Genomic DNA, 20,112 nt, shown 5'->3' on the forward strand with positions numbered 1-20,112 from the left:
GGCGCGCTAAAAGATACAGAGAAAATTAAACCGGGCAGCTGCTGCCGACGCGGTAATCGATCACTTTGATCTTGCCATCGATAATGTCCTTACGCGCACCCAACACGCGTTTTTCGATTTCCGGCGTAATCAGCTTGCGGTTGTTCGCATCGAGCGCCCAATCCACGCCGCCTTCTTTCAAGCCTTTATAGCTGACGCCGCCCTTCCAGGTGCCGTTCTTGACTTGCATGAAGCTGTCGTAGACTGTGTTGTCGACACGTTTGACCATCGAGGTCAGGATGCTGCCTGGATACAGATGGTTCTGGTTCGAATCGACGCCGATAGCCAGCTTGCCTTTTTCCTTGGCCATTTGCAGGGTACCCATGCCGCTGCCGCCAGCGACGGCGAAGACGACATCGACGCCGCGCTCGAATTGCGAGCGGGCCAGTTCGCCGCCCTTGGCCGGATCATTCCAGGCGCCGGACGTGGTGCCGACCATGTTTTGCGTGATTTCCGTCTTCGCATTGACGGCCTTCGCGCCTTGCGCGTAGCCGCAGGCGAAGTTGCGGATCAGGGGAATATCGATGCCACCGATGAAGCCGACCTTCTTGCTCTTGCTGGCCATGGCCGCAGCCACGCCCACCAGGTAGGAGCCTTCTTCTTCCTTGAAGACGACGGAATTGACGTTGCTGCCGGCGGCCTGGCCGTCGATCAGCACGAATTTTACGTTCGGGAATTCCTTGGCGACCTTTTGCACGGCTTGCGTTTGCGCAAAGCCGATGGCGGCGATCATGTCGAGTTTCTTGCGGGCCAGGCCACGCATGACTTGTTCAGCCTGCGTATCGCTCGATGCCTGCACTTCGATGAAGGAAATGCCTGTGTCTTTTTTGAAGCGCGAGGCGCCTTCGAAAGCGGATTGGTTGAACGACTTGTCGAACTTGCCGCCCGCGTCATACACGACACCCAGTTTTGGGGTAGCCGCGGACGCTTGAGCAGTCAGAAATACGGCTGCGATCGTCAAACTAAATTGTGTAAGTTTCATGAATTGGCTCCTGGAAGATCGATATTGTATATTTTTTATAGGTGAAACATATAATTTGGGGCCGATTTAGCCTGTTTTTGATGCACGAGGTGATAATTCCTTATCAACATTGCACTGTATTGCACAAGATCATTGCTGGCCTCGACTGCTTTTATGTCGACAGCGTGATACTCATGCAACAGTCGCGCCCCGTCTCTTTTATAGGTACAACATCGAATGGGGCTGCCGGAGCGGGCTGGGATGCGCCGTCGTTGACGGGCAGGGCAAGCACGGGACCGGCGCCGCGATGGGCGTCCGAATCACTATGCATCATGCCAGATATGTATGACAAATACGTTTTTGTTTATGTATTTATATGCGGTGCATATAAATAGGTGGTAAAGGTCAGGCTGGAGGATTCAGTATGTTTAAAAAGGCCCGCACGACGGGAGCGTCGTCGAGCGTGGTGTAGCTGATGTACAGGTTGGCCGATGGCGGATTGGTCTTGATGGGCAGGAAGACGACGCCGGGCCAGCCGATGCGGCTCGTCGTTTCCGGCACCAGGGTCACGCCCAGGCCCGCGCCCACCATGGCCAGCAGGGTTTGCGGCTCGCTCGCTTCCTGGAAAATCACGGGTTCGAAACCGGCGTTGATGCAGCATTGTACCAGGTAGCGGGGAAAGGCCGATTTGTCGAGGTTCAGGGTGAGCATCGGCTCGTGGGCGATGTCGATCAGTTCGATCGCCGTGTTTTTCGCCAGCGGATGGTGTTCGTTGACGGCCACGCAGACGTTTTCGCGGAAGCACAGTTCCTGGCGTAAATTATCGTGACGCAAGTCGTCATCGTTGAGCTTGGGTTCGCGCCAGAAACCCACGTCGATTTGCTTGGCGCGCAAGGCTTCGTATTGCACCGTGGGACCGAATTCATGGATGGTCCAGGTGACGCGGGGAAATTTGGTCTGGAATTCTTCCAGCAGACTGGGGATGGGGCCCCACATGGCCGAGCCGACAATGCCCACGCGCAAGCGGCCCACTTCGCCGCGGTCGATCTGGCGGATGGTGTCGATGGTCATGCGCATCTTGGCCAGCAGATCGGCCGCCTCGTTCATCAGCGCCTTGCCCGCCACGGTCAGCTCGAACGTGCGCGTGGTGCGTGCAAACAGGCGCACGCCCAGTTCGCTTTCCAGTTTCATGATCTGCTGGCTCAGGGGCGGCTGCGAGATATGCAGGCGCTCGGCGGCGCGGCTGAAGCTTTTCTCCTCGGCGACGGCAAGAAAATACTTTAACTGTTTCAGATCGATGGACATGCTTTCCTTGGCGTTGCGTGGTGCTTGGCGATGGAACGGCGCGCAGACCTTGAGTCAGGCATGCGCGCTTTCTTTACAGCAGTCCTATTATCGTGCCACGACTGCCTGCATGGCAATGGCAAGTGCCGTACCGACCCGGGCATTGTGCTTGACCAGGGCGATATTCGTCGCCAGGCTGCGGCCATCCGTCAGTTGCTTGATGCGCGACAAGAGGAATGGCGTGACTTGCTTGCCTTTCACGCCACCCGCATCCGCTTCCTGCAGCGCCTGCGTGGTGATCGCATCGATCTCTTCCTTGGGCATGGCTTGCGCGGCGGGCACAGGGTTGCTGACGATCACGCCGCCTTTCAGACCCAGCTGCCACTTGGTGCCGATGAAGGCCGCCTGTTCCGCGGCCGTGTCGAGGCGGAAATCGGCCTTGAAGCCGCTTTCGCGCGTGAAGAAGGCGGGAAAACCTTCCTGGCCCACGCTGATGACGGGCACGCCGTGGGTTTCCAGGTATTCCAGGGTCAGGCCGATGTCGAGGATGGATTTGACGCCCGCGCAGACGACAGCCACCGACGTTTGCGCCAGTTCCTGCAAGTCAGCGGAAATGTCGAAGCTCGTTTCCGCGCCGCGGTGCACGCCGCCGATGCCGCCCGTAACGAACACGGAAATACCAGCCAGTTCCGCGCAGATCATGGTGGCGGCCACGGTGGTGGCGCCCAATTTACCCTGCGACAGGACGAATGGCAGATCGCGGCGGCTGACCTTCATGGCGTCGGGCGAGGTACCCAGCAGTTCCAGCTGCTCGGGCGACAAGCCCACGCAAATCTTGCCGCCGATGATGGCGATGGTGGCCGGCACGGCGCCGCCGTCACGGATGATCTGTTCCACTTCGCGCGCCATTTCCACGTTTTGCGGATACGGCATGCCGTGCGAAATGATGGTCGATTCCAGCGCCACGATGGCCTTGCCGGCGGCGCGCGCGTCGAGCACTTCTTGCGAGAACGAGAGGAAGGTATTCAATTGCGTCATGTTTCAATCCTGTTGAAAGAGGGTAGGGGGAGGCGGTGCCAGGTCGGCGTCGTCAATGTTGTCGAGTGCACCGGCAGAAATCTGGGGCGAGACGGTGGCAGCCGATTCCAGGGTCATGGCGGCCAGCTTCAGGCCGCGCCGGCATGCCAGTTTCAAATCGCTGCTGTCGTGATACAGCGACCAGCAGACGGCGGCGGAAAACGCGTCGCCGGCACCCGTCACGTCGACGGCGTCCACTTCGCGCGCGGCCAGGTGCACGACAGGCGCGTCAGGGCCGTCGCCATCCGTAAAGTACACGCCTTCGCCGCCGCAGGTGACGATCACCTGGCGCGCGCCCTGGCGCTGCACTTCGCGGCAGGCGGCGCGCACGTCAAACGCCGTGGGCAAGGCCCGCGCCACCCGCGTTTCCAGTTCGCCCCGGTTCAGGATCAGCAGGTGCAAGCCCGTCAGGTCTTGCGGCAGGTGCGCCATCTTCGGCTGCGATACGGCGACGATGACGAGCGGCGTCGCGTGGGCCGCATCCTGGCGCGCGTCGGCCAGCAGTGCCTGCACGCTGTCGTGGCCCAGGTTCAGGTCGCAGACGGTGAGGGCGGCGGCGGCGCGCTGCGGCTGGCGGCTATGCAAAAAGGCCGGGGTCAGCTGTTCGTAGAGTTGCATGTTGGCCATCGCCAGCAGCATTTCGCCATGTTCGTCGAGCACGGCCGTGTAGGTGCCGCTGCTGGTGTTGTTCAGATGCAAGCTGCCACGCATGTCGATGCCCGCGTCTTCCGCATGCGTCTGCAGGGCGTGGCCGGCCGCGTCGTCGCCCAGCGCCGTCAGCAGGGCGACGGGAATCGACAGGCGGGCCAGGTTTTCCGCGATGTTGCGGCCTACGCCGCCAAACACTTCTTCCGAACGCACGGGATTCGAGGTGCCCATCTGCAGGGTTGCCAGGGTGCGCATCTTGCGGTCGAGGTTGGCGGCGCCTATGCACAGCACGGGGCGGCTGTCGGGCAGCACGTAAGCGCGTCCCAGCAGGCGGCGCTCGCGGATCAATCCGGCGATGTGGCCGGCGACGGCCGAGCGCGACAAGCCCAGTTCGCTCGCCAGGTCTTGCTGCGAGATGAAGGGGTTGTTGCGGATCAGCGTGAACAGCTGGTCTTTTTTATTGGTATCGGTCACTGGGTTTTCGTCGAAGGGTTAAACATTTGTCTGAAACTGTAAACATTTGTCTTTATTGTGTCAAGCGTGTGTGAGATTCTTGTCAGGCATGCGCAAAAAGTGGTCGTATGGAGCTTGTATGCATGCATTTCCCGGGCATGGCGAACCTGGGCTTGTCTCGACTATAATATCGGCGATTTATATTTGAATTGTATAAATGGGCAAGAAAAATGGTATTTGCCATACATATTCCGTTTGATGCATAGTGGCGGCAAATAGAGGCTATCCCAGTAGGGAGCGTCTTCTGCTGGCAGTGCGTCAGGAGCGCGGATAAGGCGTGAGGAGGAAGCGTGGTGGTCCACGCGACGACGATCAACGCAGTCCCCGCTTCTGAGGTGCGCCAGCAGGGGATGTATTCATCTACTGGGATAGCCTCAATGGCAATACGCATTTCGATATACCTGTAACACCATACATACCCGATACCTGGGCCGCAGTCCCTTACCGGGGAAGCAACCATCATCATTAGTCAATCAGAGGATAACCATGTCGAACAACACCCCTTTCCACGCCGCCGAAATCATCCGTGCCCGCGCTCCTGAAAATTTCAAGCCGCGCGTGGCGATGATCCTCGGCTCCGGCCTGGGTGTGTTGGCCGAGCAGATGACGGACGCCGTCAGCATCAGCTTTGACGAATTGCCAGGCTTCCCGATCAGCACCGTGCACGGCCATGCTGGCGAACTGGTGGTCGGCACCCTGTCGGGCGTCGCCGTCGTCTGCATGAAGGGCCGTGGCCACTTCTATGAAGGCTATGGCATGGGCGTGATGACGAGCGCCATCCGCACCCTGAAACTGCTGGGCTGCGAAATGCTGTTCGTCACCAACGCCGCCGGTTCCCTGCGTCCTGAAGTGGACGCCGGCAGCCTGGTGGCCATCAGCGACCATATCAACCTGCTGCCAGGCACGCCGATGGTCGGCCCGAACGACGACCGCTTCGGCCCGCGCTTTTTCAGCATGGCCAACGCCTACGATGCTGACCTGCGCAACCTGGTCAAGGACACGGCTGCCTCGAACGGCATCACCCTGCACGAAGGCGTGTTCGTCGCCTACCCTGGCCCGAACTTCGAAACGGCCGCGGAAATCCGCATGATGGCCCGCCTGGGCGCCGACACGGTCGGCATGTCCGTGGTGCCGGAAGTGGTCTCGGCCCGTCATTGCGACCTGAAAGTGGTGGGCGTGTCCGTCATCACCAACCTGGCCGAAGGCATGTCGCCATTCGCGCTGTCGCACGAGCAAACCCTGAAATACGCCGCCATCGGCGCGAAAGACCTGGTCAAGCTGATCCTGGCTTTCCTGGCCACGGTAGCGACCAAGCCGCAAGCCTAAGTACTCTTTTTACGCAGTAGCGGCGCGCCGGCCACCGGCGCTGCCGCGCGGCAGGCCGGGAAAATCCGGCCTACACTGTCCGCATCACCCCGCATCATTCCATAAAGCGAGCCTTATCATGTCACGCGCATTTATCCTCCTGCTTGATTCCTTCGGCCTTGGCGCGACGCCAGACGCCGCCAAGTATGGCGACGCAGGTGCCAATACCTTTGGCCACATTGCCAGCACTGTCGCCAAAAGCGGCAAGACCTTGAAACTCCCCAACATGGAACGCCTGGGACTGGGCGCCGCAGCGCACCTGGCCAGCGGCGAATGGGCCACGGGCTTCGACCAGCGCGACGGTTTCACCGGCGCCTATGGCGCGGCGCGCGAGCGCTCCACCGGCAAGGACACGCAGAGCGGCCACTGGGAAATCGCCGGCGTGCCCGTCGAATTCGACTGGGGCTATTTTCCCCGCACCACGCCATCGTTCCCCGCCGACCTGACCGACAAGCTGAAAGCCATGTCGGGCGTGCCGGGCTTCCTCGGTGACTGCCATGCCTCGGGCACGGATATCATCAACAAGCATGGCGATGAACACGTCGCCACCGGCAAGCTGATTATCTATACGTCGGGCGACTCGGTGATGCAGATCGCCGCGCACGAAGAATCGTTCGGTCTCGAGCGCCTGTACCAAGTGTGCGAAATGGCCTTCAAGCTGGTCGAACCGTACAACATCGGCCGCGTCATCGCCCGCCCGTTCACCGGCAGCAATGGCAATTACACGCGCACGTCCAACCGCCACGACTACGCCGTCGCGCCGCCCGCGCCGACCCTGCTCGATCACGTCAAGAATGCGGGCGGCGAAGTCGTCGGCCTGGGCAAGATCAGCGACATTTTCGCCACCCAGGGCATCTCGCGCGTCGTCAAGGGCGTCGACAACATGGCGCTGTTCGAAGCGCTGTTGAAGACGGCCGATGAAGTGCAGGACAAGTCGCTCACTTTTGTGAACTTCGTCGATTTCGACCAGGCCTTCGGCCACCGCCGCAACGTCGAAGGCTATGCCGACGCGCTGCGCGAAATGGATGCGCGCCTGCCGGAATTCATGGCCAAGCTGAAGGAAGGCGACCTGGTCGTGATCACCGCCGACCATGGCTGCGACCCGACCTGGCACGGCTCCGACCACACCCGCGAACACATTCCGATGATCTTCTTCGGTCCCGGCGTCGCCCCGCGCGCACTGGGTATTTCCGAGACGTTCTCCGATATTGGCCAAACCCTCGCCAAACACCTTGGCGTACCACCACTTGCTAATGGAACCAGCTTGTTATGACACTCATGCACCCCGAATTCAAGCGTAACGAGGCCGTAGGCCTCGACCTGGGCTGGATCAACCAGATCCGCGTCAACCGCGCCGCGACGGACCGCCGCGCGGCCAGCCTGGCGAACCGCCGTACGGTGAAAAAGGAATACCAGGCCGCCTGGCTGGTCAAAGCCATCCAGATGATCGACCTGACCACCCTGGGCGGCGACGATACGCCGGGCCGCGTGGAGCGCCTGTGCATAAAGGCCATGCGCCCGCTGCGTGCCGACCTGATGGAGGCACTGGGCTTGACGCAATTGAGCACCGGCGCCGTGTGCGTGTACCACGAGATGATTCAGCCGGCCGTGAAAGTCATCCAGGGCCGCTTGCCCATCGCCGCCGTGTCGACGGGTTTCCCGGCCGGCCTGACGAGCATGGAAACAAAGCTGCGCGAGATCGAACTGTCGGTCGCCGCCGGCGCTTCCGAGATCGATATCGTCATCACGCGCCAGCACGTCCTGAACGGCAACTGGCAGGTGCTGTACGACGAAATGCTGGCCTATCGCAAGGCGTGCGGCGAAGCGCACGTGAAGGCGATTCTCGCCACGGGCGACTTGCTGACCATGGAAAACGTGGCCAAGGCTTCGTGGGTCTGCATGATGGCAGGCGCCGATTTCATCAAGACCTCCACCGGTAAAGAGGGCGTGAACGCCACCATCCCCGTGGCCCTGACGATGGTGCGCACGATCCGCGAATACCATGAGCAGACGGGCTTCCAAGTGGGCTTCAAGCCGGCCGGCGGCGTCAGCTCGGCCAAGAGCGCGCTGCAATACCTGACCCTGATGAAGGAAGAACTGGGCAACGAATGGCTGCAGCCGCACCTGTTCCGCATCGGCGCTTCCAGCCTGCTGACCGACATCGAGCGCCAGCTCGAGCATTACGTCACCGGCAGCTACTCGGCCAATCATCGTCACGCACAACCTTAAAGAACAATCGTCATGCCAACAATTAACGAGATTCTCAATACTATGGACTACGGCCCTGCTCCCGAAAGTCAAAAAGAAGCGCAGGCGTGGCTTGATGGCCACCAGCGCAAATTCGGTTTGTTCATCGACAATGCCTGGAGCGAGCCGGCCGAGCTGTTCGCTTCGACCAATCCTGCCGATGGCACGCAACTGGCGGAACTGACGCAAGCGAGCGACCATGACGTGGAACGCGCCGTGGAAGCGGCACGCCGCGCGCTGCCCGTATGGCAGGGCATGGGTGGCCATGGCCGTGCGAAGGTCATGTACGCGCTGGCACGCTTGCTGCAAAAGCATTCGCGCCTGTTCGCCGTGCTGGAAACCCTGGACAACGGCAAGACCATCCGCGAAACGCGCGATATCGATCTGCCGCTGGCCGCGCGCCATTTCTACCATCACGCCGGCTGGGCGCAGCTGCAATCGGAAGAATTCGCCGACTACCGCGCCGTGGGCGTGGTGGGCCAGATCGTGCCGTGGAATTTTCCCCTGCTGATGCTGTCGTGGAAAATTGCCCCGGCCCTGGCGGCCGGTAACACGGTGGTCTTCAAACCGGCTGAATTCACGTCGCTGACCGCCATGCTGTTCGCCGAATTGTGCGTGCAGGCGGGCGTGCCGGCCGGCGTAGTGAACATCGTCACCGGCGACGGTCGCGTGGGCTCGGCCATCGTCAACCATCCTGGCGTCGACAAGATCGCGTTTACGGGTTCCACGGAAGTGGGCCGTTTGATTCGTGAAGCGACGGCCGGCAGCGGCAAGAAGCTGTCCCTGGAGCTGGGCGGCAAGTCGCCGTTCATCGTCTTTGAAGACGCGGACCTGGACGGCGCCGTGGAAGGCCTGGTCGATTCGATCTGGTTCAACCAGGGCCAGGTATGCTGCGCCGGTTCGCGCCTGCTGGTGCAGGAATCGATCCAGGAACGCTTCCTGAACAAGGTGCGCACGCGCATGGAAAACCTGCGTCTCGGTTCGCCCCTGGACAAATCGATGGACGTGGGCGCGCTGGTCGATCCGGTGCAGCGCCAGCGTATCGCCGCGCTGGTCGATTCGGCCCGCGCCGAAGGCTGCGACGTGTGGCAACCGGCGTGCGAACTGCCGGCTGACGGCTCGTGGTTCCCGCCCACCCTGATCACGGGCGCGTCGACGTCGGCTGCCGTGGCACAGGCTGAAATCTTCGGCCCCGTGCTGGTGGCCATGAGCTTCCGCACGCCGCCTGAAGCGGTGCAGCTGGCGAACAACACGGTGTACGGCCTGGCCGCCAGCGTGTGGACCGAGTCGATCAGCCTGGCCCTCGATATCGCTCCCGCCATCAAGGCTGGCGTGGTGTGGATCAACAGCGCCAACCAGTTCGATGCCGCTTGCGGCTTCGGCGGCTACCGCGAATCGGGCTTTGGCCGCGAAGGTGGCCGCGAAGGCATGCTGGAATACATGACGGCCCTGGCCGAAGATGCGCGCCCGGCCTTGCCGGTGGTGCAGGCCAAGGTGAAAGGGAATGCGAAACCGGTTGCAGCCGACCCCTTCGCCATCGACCGCACGGCCAAGATGTACATCGGCGGCAAGCAGGCGCGCCCTGACAGCGCCTACAGCGCGCCCGTATTTGGCGCGAATGGCGCTCTGCTGGCCGAGGTGGGCGTGGGTAGCCGCAAGGATATCCGCAACGCCGTCGAAGCGGCCCATAAAGCGTCTGGCTGGACCAGCGCCACGGCGCACAACCGCGCGCAAGTGCTGTACTACATCGCCGAAAACCTGGCTGCGCGCGCCGACGAATTCGCCGCCCGCATCGCCGCCATGACGGGCAGTAAAAATCCTGAGAAGGAAGTGCAGGCATCGATCGAACGCCTGTTCTACTACGCCGCCTGGGCCGACAAGTATGACGGCCTGGCGCACCAGCCGCCCACCAAGGGCATCACCGTGGCGCTCAATGAAGCGGTCGGCGTGATCGGCATCGTCTGCCCGAACGAAGCGCCACTGCTGGGCTTCATCTCGCTGGTAGCGCCGGCCATCGCGCTGGGCAACCGCGTGGTGGTGGTGCCATCGGAAGCGCATCCGCTCTCCGCGCTGGACCTGTACCAGGTCTTCGACACGTCCGACTTGCCGGGCGGCGTCGTCAACATCATCAGCGGCAACGCCGATGAACTGGCGCGCACCCTGGCCACGCACGCCGACATCGACGCCGTCTGGCGCCATGACGGTTCCGGCGAAGGCTGCGCTGAAGTCGAGCGCCTGTCGGCCGGCACCCTGAAGCGCACCTGGGTCGGCGGCGCCAAAGGCCGCGACTGGTATAGCGCCGCCCAAAGCGGTGGCCGTGCCGTGCTGGCGCATGCGTCGCAAGTGAAAAACGTGTGGATTCCTTACGGCGTCTGATGAGCAACTAGTGTTGCAAAGCTGGGGTCAGAGCCGTAGGGACTGACCCCAGATCTCATGATTGGAGTTATTCCATGTTGTTAACCCAAGAAATCATCCGCAAGAAGCGCGACAAGGGCGTGCTGAGCGCCGAAGAAATCCAGTTTTTCGTGCGCGGCATCACTGACGGTAGCGTCAGCGAAGGGCAGATCGCGGCGCTGGGCATGGCCGTCTATTTCAACGACATGAACATGGACGAGCGCGTGGCGTTCACCCTGGCCATGCGCGATTCCGGCCAGGTGCTGGACTGGCGTTCGCTGAACCTGCCGGGTCCCATCGTCGACAAGCATTCGACGGGCGGCGTGGGCGACGTCGTCTCCCTGCTGCTGGGGCCCATGGTTGCCGCATGCGGCGGCTACGTGCCGATGATCTCGGGCCGGGGCCTGGGTCACACGGGCGGCACGCTGGACAAGTTCGACGCCATTCCCGGCTACTGCACCGTGCCGGACAATGAACTGTTCCGCAAGGTGGTGCAGGATATCGGCGTGGCCATCATCGGCCAGACGGCGCAGCTGGCGCCGGCCGACAAGCGTTTTTACAGCATCCGCGACGTCACCGCCACGGTGGAATCGGTGGCCATGATCACCGGCTCCATCCTGTCGAAGAAGCTGTCGGCTGGCCTGGACGCGCTGGTGATGGATGTCAAAGTGGGCTCGGGCGCCTTCATGCCGACCTACGAAAAATCGGTGGAACTGGCCGAGAGCATCGTCGCCGTCGGCAATGGTGCGGGCATGCAGACGTCGGCGATTTTGACGGACATGAACGAATCGCTGGCGCCGTACGCCGGCAATGCGCTGGAAGTGCGCGGCGCCATGGATTACCTGACGGGCCGTTCGCGTCCCGCGCGCCTGCATGAAGTTACCCTGGCGCTGTGCGCCGAGATGCTGGTACTGGGCGGCCTGGCTGCCACCGAAGAGGAGGCGCGCGTGAAATTGATGGCGGCCCTCGACTCGGGCGAAGCAGCCGAGCGCTTCTCGCGCATGGTCTCCGCCCTGGGCGGCCCGGCGGACCTGGTCGAGAATCCGGACAAGCACCTGGAACAGGCACCGTTCGTCGTGCCGGCACCAGCGCTGTCGTCCGGTTACGCCAACGTGCGCGATTGCCGCGCCATCGGCCTGGCCGTGGTGGCCTTGGGTGGTGGCCGCCGCCGTCCGACCGACAGCATCGATTTTGCTGTCGGCCTGACGGATCTGGTGGGCCTGGGCGAGCAGGTATCCGTGGGCCAGCCGCTGGCCATGGTGCATGCGCGCACGGAAGCGGCGGCGCAGCAAGCCGTCAAGGAAATCCAGGACGCGTATGCCATCAGCACGGTCGCGCTGGCGGCCAAGCCGGTGATTTACCGTACGATACGTCCGTAAAGTAACATTAGCAACACTGGGGTCAGACCTCCGTTTGCGATAGCGCTGAGCTATGCGTTAGCGGCATTGAGGGTCTGACCCCGGCCTTAATGATTTCAAAGGTAATACAGAAAAAATGAACAACCAAGAACTGATCGCCGAAGCCAACGCTGGCCGCGAATTGGCCTACGCGCCATACTCGCGTTTCAAGGTGGGCGCGGCGTTGCTGTGCAAGGATGGCCGCGTCTTCCGTGGCTGTAACGTGGAAAACGCCGCCTATGGCCTGTGCAACTGCGCCGAGCGCACGGCGTTTTTCAGCGCCATCGCGCATGGCTGCAAACCGGGCGACTTCGCCAAGCTGGCCGTCACGGGCGATACGGCGGAACCGATCTCCCCATGCGGCGCCTGCCGCCAGGTGATGTTCGAGATGGGCGGCGCCGACCTGCCGGTGATCCTGACGAACCTGAAAAACGATGTCATGGAAGTGACGGCGGGCTGGCTGCTGCCGCACGGCTTCGGCAATTCCGACCTGGACATGAAGTAACAGGATCCGCTTGAACAAGACGATCGACATCCAGGCGGCCGTGGCGATTGCCGCGGCCGAAGCCATGGCGGCCAAGACGCAGGGTACCTTTGGCGTGGGCGGCGTGCTGCTCGATGGCGCCGGCAACGTGCTGCAATCGATGCACAACAACGTCGTGCGCCAGGGCCTGGTGTTCGATCCCACCGCGCATGGTGAACGTCAGCTGGTGGACTGGTATTTCGCCGAGCGGGCCAAGGGCACGCCCTTGCCGCCGCCGGGCGACCTGACCATCGTCACCTCGCTCGACCCCTGCTGTATGTGCACGGGGGCGATTTTGGCGGCCGGTTTCAACGTGGTGGTGGCCGCCCCCGACGTCAAGGCGGGCATCAATTACGATGGCGCCGCCACGTTCACGGCCTTGCCGGCGCCGTTGCAGGCACAGGCCGTCCGCAGCTTTTGCTATCCGGCCGTGCGTGGCGGCACCGAGTATGCGCGGCTGCCTTCCGGCGCCGCACCCAAATCTTTTTTCATTGGCAAGAGCATCCACGAGGCGACGCAGGCACTGTGCTCGCTCGTGTTCGAAGCGACATCGGCGCAGGTGATGCAGCTGCTGAACGCCGGCGACGACGTGCATCTGCGCGATCCCGCCACCTTGCCGTCCGAGCATGTCGTGGTACGCGCTCTGCGCCGCCGCTATCCCGACGCCCTGACTTACCGCTGCGAACCTCATGCGCCCGACGCTGGCCTGGCGCCATTCCTGCAGGCGGCCATGGAGCAGGATGTGCGCGATGGAGGCCAGGGCGACGCGGCCGCCTTGCTCGATTCCTTCGGCAATCTGCTGCTGTGCATGCCGGGAAAATTGGCGCAATCGGCCATCCGCACGCCGTTCATGGAATGCACGCGCCAGTACGCGCAGCTGCGTTTTGAATTGATGGCGAATGCGGAGCCCGCGCTGCAGGAGGAGATCAAAAGCTATCTGGGTCACCCCAAGCACGGCACTTTCGTGCTGGCCATCGGCCCGGACGACAGCGCCGCCAGTTTCATGACCCTGGGCGCCTACGGCTCCACCATGGAGGGGGCGCTGCCGGAGAATAATCCGGCGCAATTCCAGTACGTGCGACCCGGTATGCCGGAAGACGCGCTGCTGGCGCTGTGCGAGACCATGCCGCCGCTGTACCGCAAACTCATACGCATCCGGCCGCGCCAGGTGGCGAACCAGGCCCTGGTCCAGGCGCTAGGCTAGTCTAGACGTCATCGTCGGGCAGGTTTTTCAGTAAAAAGTCGCGCACGTTTTCGCCCGCCACGCGGCGGATCTGCGCTTCCGACAAGCCTGCGTCGAGCAGTGCCTGCGTCAAGCGCGGCAAGCCGGTGGCGTCGATGGCCGTGGTGACGGCGCCATCGAAGTCCGAGCCATAGGCCACGTGTTCCGCCCCGATCAGTTTTACCGTGTACTTGATGGCGCGCGCGATGGATGCCACGTCCTTGCCGCAGACGGCCGTATTCCAGAAACCGATACCCACCAGGCCTCCCTGGGCGGCGATGCGTTTCAATTGTGCATCGCTCAGGTTGCGCCCATTGGCGCAGGTGCCGCGCACGCCCGTGTGCGACACCATCACGGGGCGTTTCGCCAAAGTTAACACGTCGTCGATGGTGGCCGGCGAGGCGTGAGCCAGGTCGACGATCATCTTGCGCTGCTCCATGGCGCGCAGCCATTGCCGGCCCAGCGGCGTCAGGCCGCCTTTCTTCAAACCATGCTGGGAACCGGAGAGTTCCGTGTCGAAGAAATGCGTGGGTGCGGCCATGCGGTAGCCGGCCTGGTACAAGGTATCCAGATTTTCCAGCTTGCCTTCGAGCGCATGCGCGCCTTCCAGTGTCAGCCAGCCGGCCAGCAGGGCGGGATCCTTTTCGCGCGCGGCGATGAAACTGCGCAGCTGGGCGCGGCTGCCGATGACCCGGACCTTGCCATGGCTCTTGGCCGCTTGCTGGCGCAGCTCGTCGGCCTGGTAGGTGGCGCGCGCCAACAGGCTGTTCCAGGTCGCGGGCGGCAAGCCTTGCGCCACCACCAGCGCCGTGATGTTGTCTGTGTCGCTGCCATTGCGCTCGATATTCATCTTGCGCGGCGTCTTGGTGACGACGGAAAAGGCTTGCAGCGCCACGTTGGCCCGCTGCAGGCGGGGAAAGTCGACATGCCCGCGCTGGCTGTCGCGGTTCAGATTGCGTTGCCACAGCAAGCTGTCCGCGTGCAGGTCTGCGATCCACAGGCTCTGGTGCAGGGCCATAGTAGCCGTCGATGGCGACTTGCCGGACGGCGGATGGACGCGGTTGAGGTGCTCGTCGACGAGGACGGGAGCGGACAGGAAGCCGCCGATCAGCGCAAGGCTGGCGGCGGCGAAGGTACTGATAATCATTGTTCTCCGTTTTACCATGGATCGTAGGTGCCCAGGCTCCAGATATGGCCTTCCGGGTCGCGGCAGGTAAAGCCCCGTCCGCCGTAATCTTCATCCTTGATGTCGAGCACGATCTCGGCGCCGGCTTCGCGCGCGCTGCGGTAGACGGCGTCGGCATCGCTGACGACCAGGTAGCAGTTTTGCGTGTTGGCGCCGCCGATGTCGCCAGGCAGTTTCATCAGGCGGCCATAGTCGTTGTCGAGGGCCGGCGCCACCATGACCATGCCATTGCCAAAGCTCAATTGCGCATGGGCGACGCCACCGTTGCCGTCAGGCACGATTAATTGTTTTTCAAAACCGAGCGCCTTGCACAGCCATTCGATGGCGGCGGGCGCGTCGCGGTAGCGCAGGCAGGGAATGGTCGTAGCTGCTGTAGCTTTTGCTGTCGTGGTCATCAGAAAACTCCTATGGCTGTGGGGGAGTAGCTTCGATCATGGATACGGCGTAGCGTTCCGTCTCAAAGCCCTCCATCGGGATGGGTTTGATGCCCGTCAGTGCCGCGCCCATCCATAGTGCCATAGAACAATCATTGCACTCTTGCCACGACGAAAATTTTTATTGCGGCGACTGCTGCGAGCCAGGCGCTTTCTCGTCCGCGCCGGCATCGTCGCTGTTGCTTGCCCATTTCAGCAGCATGACGAGGGCAAACAACATGATGGCCAGCGGCAAGATGGTGATCAGGAACGCCAGGCCCAGGCAGCACGCCAGCAGCATGGGCCAGGGCATGGCGCGCAAGGCGGCCATGCCCTGGCGCGTATAAGCGCACAGCTCGTTCCAGAAAGCGCTGAAGGAAGTGCTGCCCGGTGCCGAATTGATGTCTTTCATGCCGTTCTCCTGTCGTGTGGGTGCCGCTGCCGTATGCATGCTGGCGATGAATCCACTATAGGTAAAACCTTGCTGCCTGGTATCGCGTATGCGACGAATGGCAGGAATGGCGGACCGAACGGCGACAGGCAGGGACAAACGGCTATTCGAACACCTTGAGTTTCAGCTGGAAACTGAGGGCGCCATACAGGCGATCCTTGTAGGACGGCACGATGGCGATATTCACGCCCACGCGCTGGTATTCATAGCTGATGGTGGGCACCAGGGCGGGGAACCAGCCGCCATCGCGCATCTTCGGATAGCCGCTGAAGCCGCCAACGACGGCGCCGACGCGCAGCGGGCCCACCTTGATCGGCTGGTAGTACACGCCCAGGTAGTTCGAATAGGCGCGGTCGCTATTGTAGAAGCGCCCGGCCGTGACCGACGCGACGGTGGAAAAGCGATATTCGGCGCCCAGGCCCGGATTGCTGTCGTTCAGGTTCTTGTCGCGCTGAAAGTGATACGAATAAAAGCCTGCGTTGAGCCAGGTTTCGCTCAGCGGCTGACTCTCTATCATGCCGACTGTCTGCGCCTGTGCCGCGCCCGCCACTGCCAGCAGCGCCGCGCAGGCAGCTTTGCCCAGCAATGACGCGGTGCGCGCCGATGACCATTGTTTCATGCCTGTTCCTTATCCTGTCGATATTGCGCCGCCATTGCAAACGCTCCAGCGCGTCATGCTATCACTGCTCGTTTGTTCATTGGAAATTTCATCACGTGCCTGGCGCTGCCGCAGGCAGGGCGATGGCCGCCTGCACCATGTGCGTGAGCAGGATTTCGGCATCCTCGTAATCCTTGCGCGTGAGCTGCTTGCGTTCCAGCACCAGGGCCATCTGCGCCGAGAAATCCGCATACGATTGCGTCATAGCCCAGATGGCGAACATCAGGTGCGTGGCGTTGACGGGCGCGATCCTGCCGGCGGCGATCCAGGCTTCGAAGACGGCGATATCCTTGCGCAGCAGGGGCACGACCCTGTCGCGTATCTGCGCGCCGTACAGGGGCGCGCCATTGATCACTTCCAGCGCATACACGCGTGAGGCCCATGGCTGTTCGCGCGAAAAACGCAGCTTGGCGCCGATATACGCGCGCAACACGTCGCGCGGTTCGTCGTGTTCGTTGGCCAGCGACTCCATGCGCGCCAGCCAGTCGTCGAGCACGTCGTCGAGCACGCGCTGGTACAGCAGCTGCTTGGATGGGAAGTAATACATCAGGTTTTGCTTCGACAGGCCGGCCCGCTCGGCGATGGTGGCGATCGACGCGCCCTCATAGCCGCTTTCCGCGAACGCGCGCACGGCTTGTTCCAGGATGTCCGCCTCCAGGCGATCGCGGTTTTGCAGGCGCCGGCCGCCGGCATTTTTCGCGGGAAGGGCAGGGGATTTGTCGCTGGCCATGGCGGGTTCTTTAGCGTGGGCGGATCGATTGCAGGAAGGTCTGCAGCACGGGGGTATCGGTGTAGGCCACGTTGAAGCGGAACCACACCGTCTCGGGCGCGCGCAGCATGAAAAATTCGTTCGGCGACAGCAGGATTCCGGCCTTCAAGGCCATGTCGGCGATGATCTTGCCATTCCATTCCGGCGTCTGCAGGTCGGGCCAGCCGGCGCTGACGAACATGCCGCCACGGGGCCGCGCCACGGGCGTCATGCCCGCCTGCGCCAGGCAGTCGATGCTGCGTTCGCGGGCTGCATCGAGCTGCGCCACCAGGCGTTCCACCATGCGCTTGTAGGGCCGGGCGGAGATGGCGTGGTAGACGGCGCGCTCGTTGATTTCCGACGTGGTCAGTCCCGCCAGCATTTTCACGCGCACCAGCTCGGCCACCAGCGACGACGAGGCGCAAATCGACCCCACGCGCAGCACGGGCGACAGGGTCTTGGAAAAACTGCCCACGCGGATCACGCGGCGCAAGCCATCCATGGCCGCCAGCGAGGCTTCCCCGCGCGCCGCCAGTTCGCGGTAGATATCGTCTTCCACCAGCCAGAAATCGAATTGTTCGGCCAATGCCAGCAGGCGGTGCGTTTGCGCCTGGCTGAGTGAGGTACCGAGCGGATTTTGCAGCACCGTGTTGACGAACATCAGCTTGGGCTGGGTGCGCGCGGCCTCGCTGGCCAACGCGTCGAGATCCAGGCCCGCTTCGCTGCGGTTGACGCCGACGGGGATGCAGCCGTGGTGGCGGATCAGCGATTGCAGATTGCTGTAGCCGGGGTCTTCCACCAGCACCGTATCGCCCGGCTTGGTCAGGCTGCGCAGGATCAGATCGAAGGCGTGCGTGGCGCCGTGCGTCAGCAAGACCTGGTCCGCTTCCACCTGGAACAGCTCTTCCGACAGGCTGGCGGCCAGGTGCTGGCGCAGCGAGGCAAAGCCCAGCGGGTGGCCATAGCCGCGCAGGCGGCTGGCGGGTATGCGCATGGCCTGGCGCACGGCATCGAGCACGGTCGCTTCGCCATACATCTCGGGCGGCAGCCAGCCCGCACCCACGGGCAGGGCATCGGACACGCCCGAATACAGGTCCGGCGTGAGGGCGTCGATGGCGGTGGGGCTGGCAAGGGTGTTGGCAATGAGGGCCGCCTGCGGCGAGGCGGCGATATCGTGGCGCGCGACGAAATAGCCGGAGCCGCGCCGCGACGATAGCAGACCCAGATTGACCAGGCGGTCATACGATTCGACGACGGTGAACGTCGACACGCCATTGCACCGGGCGAACTGGCGCACGGACGGCATCCGCGTGCCGATGCGCAGGGCGCGGCTGCCCACCATGACGCTGATGGCGATGACGATCTGCTCGACGAGGCCGCCCTTTTTCTGGCGGTCGATGTCCAGCACGGGCCAGCCACTGGCTTGCTCCGGGGCATCGTCTGTGCTGTCGCTGTGCTTCACGGTGGCTCCTTATGCTGCCTTGCACAAAACTGTACTGATTTTTCGACCTGTACGGTTGGGATACTTTACCGTTTGTGTATCTGTGCCATTGGGGGTGGCCTGTCTATTATTACATCAGCTTTTTGCCAACTGGTAAATTATTTTACGCTTCGTCAAAAACGATCTTGGCGCCGCGGCAGCCCATCCCAAGGAGAAGGTCATGAACGAAACAAGGCCGGAATCGATGTCGGCATTCTGGATGCCGTTTACCAATAACCGCGATTTCAAGGCCAACCCGCGCCTGCTGGTGTCGGCCGAAGGCATGTACTACAAGGACGTCGATGGCAACGCCATCCTCGATGGCACGGCCGGCCTGTGGTGCGTGCCGTGCGGCCATGCGCAGCCTAAAATCGTCGGCGCCATCCGCGACATGGTGGGCCAGCTCGACTTCGCTCCCACTTTCCAGATGGGCCATCCGGCCGCCTTCGACCTGGCGGAAAAACTGATGGATTACACGGGGCATAAATTTGGCCACGTGTTCTATACGAACTCCGGTTCCGAAGCTGTCGACACGGCGTTAAAGATCGCGCTTGCCTATCACCGGGCGCGCGGCGAGGGCGCACGTACCCGCCTGATCGGCCGCGAACGCGGTTATCACGGCGTGGGCTTCGGCGGCATTTCCGTGGGCGGCATCGGCGGCAACCGCAAGACCTTCGGCCCCTTGCTGCCCGGCGTGGACCACCTGCCGCACACGCACAACCTGGACAAGAACGCCTACACGGCGGGCGAACCCGAATACGGTACCCACCTGGCCGATGAACTGGAACGCATCGTCGCCCTGCACGACGCCTCGACGATTGCCGCCGTCATCGTCGAACCGGTGGCCGGTTCCACGGGCGTGCTGATCCCGCCGAAAGGCTATCTGAAACGCTTGCGCGAGCTGTGCACCAAGCATGGCATCCTGCTGATCTTCGATGAAGTGATCACGGGTTTCGGCCGCATGACGACGCCATTCGCAGCCGACTATTTCGACGTCGAGCCTGACCTGATGACGACGGCCAAGGGCCTGACCAACGGCATGGTGCCGATGGGCGCCGTGTTCAGCAAAAAGTATATCCACGACGCCTTCATGGATGCGCCGCCCGGCATCGAGCTGTTCCACGGCTACACGTATTCCGGCCACCCGCTCGCCTGCGCCGCCTCGCTGGCCACCCTGCAAGTGTTCGAGGAGCAGGACATCCTGGGCCACGCGAAAAGCATGCAGGCGTATTGGAGCGACGCCGTGCATTCCCTGAAAGGCTTGCCGCACGTGATCGACTTGCGCAGCATCGGCCTGATCGCCGGCATCGAGCTCGAGCCCATCGCCGGCAAACCTGGCGCACGCGCTTTCAACGCCTTCAAGCAGGCCTTCGCCGACGGCGTGCTGATACGCACGACGGGCGACATCATCGCCCTGTCGCCGCCGCTGGTGCTGGAAAAACAGCATGTCGACGAGCTGTTTGGCAAGCTGGCCAAGGTATTAAGAAATCTCGACTAAGGAACACC

The 20,112-nt window shown here is 62.6% G+C and carries 18 protein-coding genes; 8 read left to right on the forward strand and 10 right to left on the reverse strand.

The annotated features are described in order from the left end of the window. Positions 1-25: 25 nt before the first annotated feature. The 4 genes from ACQ4WY_RS27315 to ACQ4WY_RS27330 form a co-directional block, all read right to left on the reverse strand. Entirely contained in the window at positions 26-1,021 is a 996-nt protein-coding gene (locus tag ACQ4WY_RS27315; RefSeq protein WP_353658761.1) for a BMP family lipoprotein, read from the reverse strand. A gap of 384 nt (positions 1,022-1,405) precedes the next feature. Then, the gene (locus ACQ4WY_RS27320; protein WP_436506792.1) at positions 1,406-2,305 is read right to left on the reverse strand and encodes a LysR family transcriptional regulator; all 900 of its coding nucleotides are present in this window, start codon (positions 2,303-2,305) and stop codon (positions 1,406-1,408) included. Positions 2,306-2,392: 87 nt separating this feature from the next. Continuing rightward, positions 2,393-3,322: a pseudouridine-5'-phosphate glycosidase gene (locus tag ACQ4WY_RS27325; protein WP_436506793.1), complete on the reverse strand. Its 930-nt coding sequence runs from the start codon at positions 3,320-3,322 to the stop codon at positions 2,393-2,395. A gap of 3 nt (positions 3,323-3,325) precedes the next feature. Then, positions 3,326-4,483, reverse strand: coding sequence for a carbohydrate kinase family protein (locus tag ACQ4WY_RS27330; protein WP_436506794.1), 1,158 nt, complete (start codon positions 4,481-4,483; stop codon positions 3,326-3,328). A gap of 525 nt (positions 4,484-5,008) precedes the next feature. Here ACQ4WY_RS27330 and xapA point away from each other — a divergent pair. From xapA to ACQ4WY_RS27365, 7 genes are all read left to right on the forward strand, one after another. Next, positions 5,009-5,848, forward strand: a complete 840-nt coding sequence (gene xapA / locus ACQ4WY_RS27335) for a xanthosine phosphorylase (protein ID WP_426090075.1) — start codon at positions 5,009-5,011, stop codon at positions 5,846-5,848. A 118-nt stretch (positions 5,849-5,966) separates the two neighbouring features. Next, on the forward strand, positions 5,967-7,160 hold the full coding sequence (locus tag ACQ4WY_RS27340; protein WP_152281681.1) for a phosphopentomutase: 1,194 nt from the start codon (positions 5,967-5,969) through the stop codon (positions 7,158-7,160). Continuing rightward, positions 7,157-8,116 (forward strand): deoxyribose-phosphate aldolase, encoded by a 960-nt coding sequence (gene deoC, locus ACQ4WY_RS27345; protein WP_436506795.1) that lies wholly within the window; start codon positions 7,157-7,159, stop codon positions 8,114-8,116. Before ACQ4WY_RS27340 ends, deoC begins: the two co-directional genes overlap by 4 nt. A 12-nt stretch (positions 8,117-8,128) precedes the next feature. Beyond that, positions 8,129-10,510 carry an aldehyde dehydrogenase family protein gene (locus ACQ4WY_RS27350; protein ID WP_436506796.1) on the forward strand — a complete coding sequence of 794 codons (2,382 nt, stop codon included), beginning with the start codon at positions 8,129-8,131 and terminating at the stop codon, positions 10,508-10,510. A gap of 74 nt (positions 10,511-10,584) precedes the next feature. Next, complete coding sequence (gene deoA / locus ACQ4WY_RS27355; protein WP_436506797.1) at positions 10,585-11,907, forward strand: thymidine phosphorylase; 1,323 nt, start codon at positions 10,585-10,587, stop codon at positions 11,905-11,907. A 115-nt stretch (positions 11,908-12,022) separates the two neighbouring features. After that, positions 12,023-12,430, forward strand: a complete 408-nt coding sequence (locus ACQ4WY_RS27360) for a cytidine deaminase (protein ID WP_101483994.1) — start codon at positions 12,023-12,025, stop codon at positions 12,428-12,430. A 4-nt stretch (positions 12,431-12,434) separates the two neighbouring features. Further along, positions 12,435-13,652: a nucleoside deaminase gene (locus tag ACQ4WY_RS27365; RefSeq protein WP_436506865.1), complete on the forward strand. Its 1,218-nt coding sequence runs from the start codon at positions 12,435-12,437 to the stop codon at positions 13,650-13,652. A gap of 1 nt (position 13,653) precedes the next feature. Here ACQ4WY_RS27365 and ACQ4WY_RS27370 read toward each other — a convergent pair whose 3' ends face one another. The 6 genes from ACQ4WY_RS27370 to ACQ4WY_RS27395 all read right to left on the reverse strand — a co-directional run bounded on the left by ACQ4WY_RS27370 (position 13,654) and on the right by ACQ4WY_RS27395 (position 18,588). Then, complete coding sequence (locus ACQ4WY_RS27370) at positions 13,654-14,817, reverse strand: dipeptidase (RefSeq protein ID WP_436506798.1); 1,164 nt, start codon at positions 14,815-14,817, stop codon at positions 13,654-13,656. Between the two features lie 11 nt (positions 14,818-14,828). After that, entirely contained in the window at positions 14,829-15,251 is a 423-nt protein-coding gene (locus tag ACQ4WY_RS27375; RefSeq protein ID WP_436506799.1) for a VOC family protein, read from the reverse strand. Positions 15,252-15,411: 160 nt separating this feature from the next. Further along, complete coding sequence (locus tag ACQ4WY_RS27380) at positions 15,412-15,681, reverse strand: hypothetical protein (RefSeq protein ID WP_436506800.1); 270 nt, start codon at positions 15,679-15,681, stop codon at positions 15,412-15,414. A 142-nt stretch (positions 15,682-15,823) separates the two neighbouring features. After that, positions 15,824-16,339, reverse strand: coding sequence for a hypothetical protein (locus tag ACQ4WY_RS27385; RefSeq protein ID WP_436506801.1), 516 nt, complete (start codon positions 16,337-16,339; stop codon positions 15,824-15,826). Between the two features lie 91 nt (positions 16,340-16,430). After that, entirely contained in the window at positions 16,431-17,108 is a 678-nt protein-coding gene (locus ACQ4WY_RS27390; RefSeq protein WP_436506802.1) for a TetR/AcrR family transcriptional regulator, read from the reverse strand. Between the two features lie 10 nt (positions 17,109-17,118). After that, positions 17,119-18,588 carry an aminotransferase-like domain-containing protein gene (locus tag ACQ4WY_RS27395; RefSeq protein ID WP_436506803.1) on the reverse strand — a complete coding sequence of 490 codons (1,470 nt, stop codon included), beginning with the start codon at positions 18,586-18,588 and terminating at the stop codon, positions 17,119-17,121. A 199-nt stretch (positions 18,589-18,787) separates the two neighbouring features. Here ACQ4WY_RS27395 and aptA point away from each other — a divergent pair, with 199 nt between their 5' ends. Then, a complete protein-coding gene (gene aptA / locus ACQ4WY_RS27400) occupies positions 18,788-20,104 on the forward strand; it encodes an omega-aminotransferase AptA (RefSeq protein WP_436506804.1) in 1,317 nt (438 codons plus the stop codon). The last annotated feature ends 8 nt before the right edge of the window (positions 20,105-20,112 follow it).

The sequence above is a fragment of the Janthinobacterium salmonicoloratum genome, assembly GCF_051380845.1.
Classification (GTDB): domain Bacteria; phylum Pseudomonadota; class Gammaproteobacteria; order Burkholderiales; family Burkholderiaceae_D; genus Janthinobacterium; species Janthinobacterium lividum_F.

What these genes read in the sequence shown, in the direction of transcription:
- aptA (WP_436506804.1), top strand. Translation starts at nt 18,788, where the DNA reads ATGAACGAAACAAGGCCGGAATCGATGTCGGCATTCTGGATGCCGTTT.
- deoC (WP_436506795.1), top strand. Translation starts at nt 7,157, where the DNA reads ATGACACTCATGCACCCCGAATTCAAGCGTAACGAGGCCGTAGGCCTC.
- ACQ4WY_RS27370 (WP_436506798.1), bottom strand. Translation starts at nt 14,817, where the DNA reads ATGATTATCAGTACCTTCGCCGCCGCCAGCCTTGCGCTGATCGGCGGC.
- ACQ4WY_RS27360 (WP_101483994.1), top strand. Translation starts at nt 12,023, where the DNA reads ATGAACAACCAAGAACTGATCGCCGAAGCCAACGCTGGCCGCGAATTG.
- ACQ4WY_RS27375 (WP_436506799.1), bottom strand. Translation starts at nt 15,251, where the DNA reads ATGACCACGACAGCAAAAGCTACAGCAGCTACGACCATTCCCTGCCTG.
- ACQ4WY_RS27390 (WP_436506802.1), bottom strand. Translation starts at nt 17,108, where the DNA reads ATGGCCAGCGACAAATCCCCTGCCCTTCCCGCGAAAAATGCCGGCGGC.
- xapA (WP_426090075.1), top strand. Translation starts at nt 5,009, where the DNA reads ATGTCGAACAACACCCCTTTCCACGCCGCCGAAATCATCCGTGCCCGC.
- ACQ4WY_RS27350 (WP_436506796.1), top strand. Translation starts at nt 8,129, where the DNA reads ATGCCAACAATTAACGAGATTCTCAATACTATGGACTACGGCCCTGCT.
- deoA (WP_436506797.1), top strand. Translation starts at nt 10,585, where the DNA reads ATGTTGTTAACCCAAGAAATCATCCGCAAGAAGCGCGACAAGGGCGTG.
- ACQ4WY_RS27325 (WP_436506793.1), bottom strand. Translation starts at nt 3,322, where the DNA reads ATGACGCAATTGAATACCTTCCTCTCGTTCTCGCAAGAAGTGCTCGAC.
- ACQ4WY_RS27380 (WP_436506800.1), bottom strand. Translation starts at nt 15,681, where the DNA reads ATGAAAGACATCAATTCGGCACCGGGCAGCACTTCCTTCAGCGCTTTC.
- ACQ4WY_RS27320 (WP_436506792.1), bottom strand. Translation starts at nt 2,305, where the DNA reads ATGTCCATCGATCTGAAACAGTTAAAGTATTTTCTTGCCGTCGCCGAG.
- ACQ4WY_RS27385 (WP_436506801.1), bottom strand. Translation starts at nt 16,339, where the DNA reads ATGAAACAATGGTCATCGGCGCGCACCGCGTCATTGCTGGGCAAAGCT.
- ACQ4WY_RS27340 (WP_152281681.1), top strand. Translation starts at nt 5,967, where the DNA reads ATGTCACGCGCATTTATCCTCCTGCTTGATTCCTTCGGCCTTGGCGCG.
- ACQ4WY_RS27315 (WP_353658761.1), bottom strand. Translation starts at nt 1,021, where the DNA reads ATGAAACTTACACAATTTAGTTTGACGATCGCAGCCGTATTTCTGACT.